A 2,708-nucleotide genomic window follows, 5' to 3' on the forward strand; every position below is an offset into this window, starting at 1 on the left:
TTTCTGGTGCCATTTTCGAGCTGTGGCAACCTGCACACTCACGAGCAAAAACTTTGCGGCCTTCTGGAACCTTATCCAAATCGATATAATCCTTACCTGCTTTGCCATCCAGGTCTTGAGATGCTAGTAGATAGGTCGGGCCGCCAGTAATCAAGAACGCAGCCAGGTCATCCATTTTTGCATCGGCATAGTTCCACGCATCACATTCGTTTGCACATTGCATAATACGCATTGGGCTTTGCTTATTGCCTTGGCCGAAATGCTGCCCAGGATGCGGAAAGTTAGGCACCCAGCATTCTTCTGTACACATACCGATATTCACATAAACACGAATCAGCGCTAGGTGTTCACCGACACTATCTTCACCGCCTTTCAGTACGTGACGAGTGCGCGCTGTTGAAACTTCACCCGTGACCGGGTCTTTCATTTCATGCTCAAAGACACGCTTGTTATGGAAGTCCATAATATTGTTTTGCGTACCCGGGTTGTGGCTCCAATCAGACGCTACAATCGACGTGTCAATTGTTCCTAAACGTCCTGCCATCACTGCTTGGTTCGCTAAATGGTCTTCAGGCACACCTTGGAAAAAAGCCATAGGCTGGCGCGTGTGTTGGTTACCAATTGTTGCACTCAGGTTTTCCCACTTAGGCTCATTTGGATCTTTAGGCGGGTTTGTCGGTTCAAACGCTACGTGACACTGTACACAGGGGTGTCCGATAGCAAAGCGTTTGTTTTCTTTGATTTCATTTTCTTCGTAGGCTGCAGTTCTTGCATCGTAAACCACTTTGCCAGACTCATCCTTGATCGGCTCCTGATAGTATTTACGATATCCGAGCACACCCGATGAATGAGGGTCTTGGCAGATATCATACCAATTAGAAGACGCATCACCTTGCTTACAATCCGGGTCGTTGATCAAGCCCCATTTGGTGAAACGATAAGGACGAGTGCGAGTATCTAACCACGGGTAGTTCATACCCTCTTTACCGGTTAGTCGTGCTTGGTGAATGATGTTCTCATCCTGATTACCAAAGGTACCTTTAAACCAAACATCACGGCCACGACGGGCTTGATCTCTCATTGCTTGAGCTTTTTCAGGGTCAACTGCTTCAACATCTTTGAACAGTGCATTGACATAACGACAACCCTCAGCATCATAGCCGGTTGGCTGAGGCTGATCACAAGGAGGCGGAGTATATTGAGCAATAGGCTCTATCGCCCATGTTACTGGGTCACCACGCTCATGCGTATCTGGCGATTTACCTTCTGGCCAGACTTTACGTGCTGCCAGAGTATTGTAATAGTTCTCGTTAAACCACTCAGCTCTTTCCAGCCAGTAAGGGGTACCTTTGTATACACCAGTGGTTAGATCGTTTTCGATTAAGTCTGGAATCCCGACACTTCGGAAAGTCGCTCGATAGGGTTCGTCAGAAACCTCAACGTTACCCGTTGGCAAGTCGTAAGGCGTTAAGGTGGGCACCTCTGGAATAGCTATGTTTTCTGGAACAGGCGGCACACTCGGCGGTGCTGGTGGTAAGGTCGCGAAGTGAAATACCGTCGCAGCACCAACAATAGAGGCTGTAATACCCCAGAACTTTTTACTCATAGCAATCATCCTTTTTTTTCATAAAGCATAGTACAGGCAAAAGCTATTTCCACTTATGAGTACTTACAACCTAGCCTGTAGTAATAGGAACGAGGGCACATTACAGGAAATTTAGACAAAAGGGAAAGAGCTATTACTCTAATATTTTGCGGTAACATAAGGAAATATCTAACAAACCTTGCAAGCTAGAAGTAGATTCCAGAAAGGCCCTTAACCTAGCTCTGCGTTGGTTTATCTATATCAGTAACGCTTAACTGATTTTTGCCATTGCGTTTACTTCTATAACACTCGTTATCGGCTGCACTCATCAGCTTCGAATAAGGTAAGTTATTATTACTTGTAAATGCTAAGCCGACACTACAGCCGATTTTTAGGTCACCAAGTTCAGCATTAACACCCATATTCTGCGTGTCAGCAATTATGTTCAACGCGATCGCTTTTGCCGTAGCGATTTGATCAACAAACAATAATATTGTGAACTCATCTCCACCAAGACGCGCACTAACGTCATCCTTGCGAGTTTGAGCCCGAATTATTTCCGCAAATTCAGTTAATGCTTGGTCTCCTTTTTGATGACCATAGCTATCATTTAGTTTTTTGAAATTATCTAGATCAATAAAAATAAGCGCTATGCTGTGAAGACTATTGGGGGTGCTGGTCATGTACTGCCTTTCAAACTCTCCCCTATTAAAAAGACCTACTAAGGGGTCATGATTAGCTCGATATTGCAGTGTATAGGTAAGCTTAAAATTTTCTATTAACGTTTCCCGTGTCTGACGACCCGTCTTTATCATGACAAGCATAAAGAAAGCTAATAACAGACTTAGGACGTAATGAGATTCGTAATCAAAATAAACAAATGCTAACGCAGGCAAGCCACACGCAGGCAACATAAACAAGTTAAATGCGGGGTTATCAACCGCATGTGTCGCTAGCGCTGCCGCGGTCAAGCCTACAACTGCAGACAGAATAATTACTTGATACTCAGCGGGAAGAACGGGAAAGAAACAGACCGCGCCAAGGCCAATCAAAGTTCCAGACAATAAATTTAGTAAGCGGTAAGAGTATTGCCAAAAAGGTATACCAAACTTGTCTCTCTTAA

1 protein-coding gene and 1 pseudogene are annotated in these 2,708 nt (G+C 44.7%); both read right to left on the reverse strand.

Going from position 1 to position 2,708, the window contains the following annotated elements; translation table 11 throughout:
• Window positions 1-1,606, reverse strand: a pseudogene (locus tag A3757_RS14525) (hypothetical protein); the annotation flags it as partial.
• Between the two features lie 215 nt (window positions 1,607-1,821).
• A partial coding sequence (locus A3757_RS14530) for a GGDEF domain-containing protein (protein ID WP_068739832.1) occupies window positions 1,822-2,708 on the reverse strand: 887 nt, incomplete at its 5' end.

This window comes from Oleiphilus sp. HI0117 (assembly GCF_001635235.1).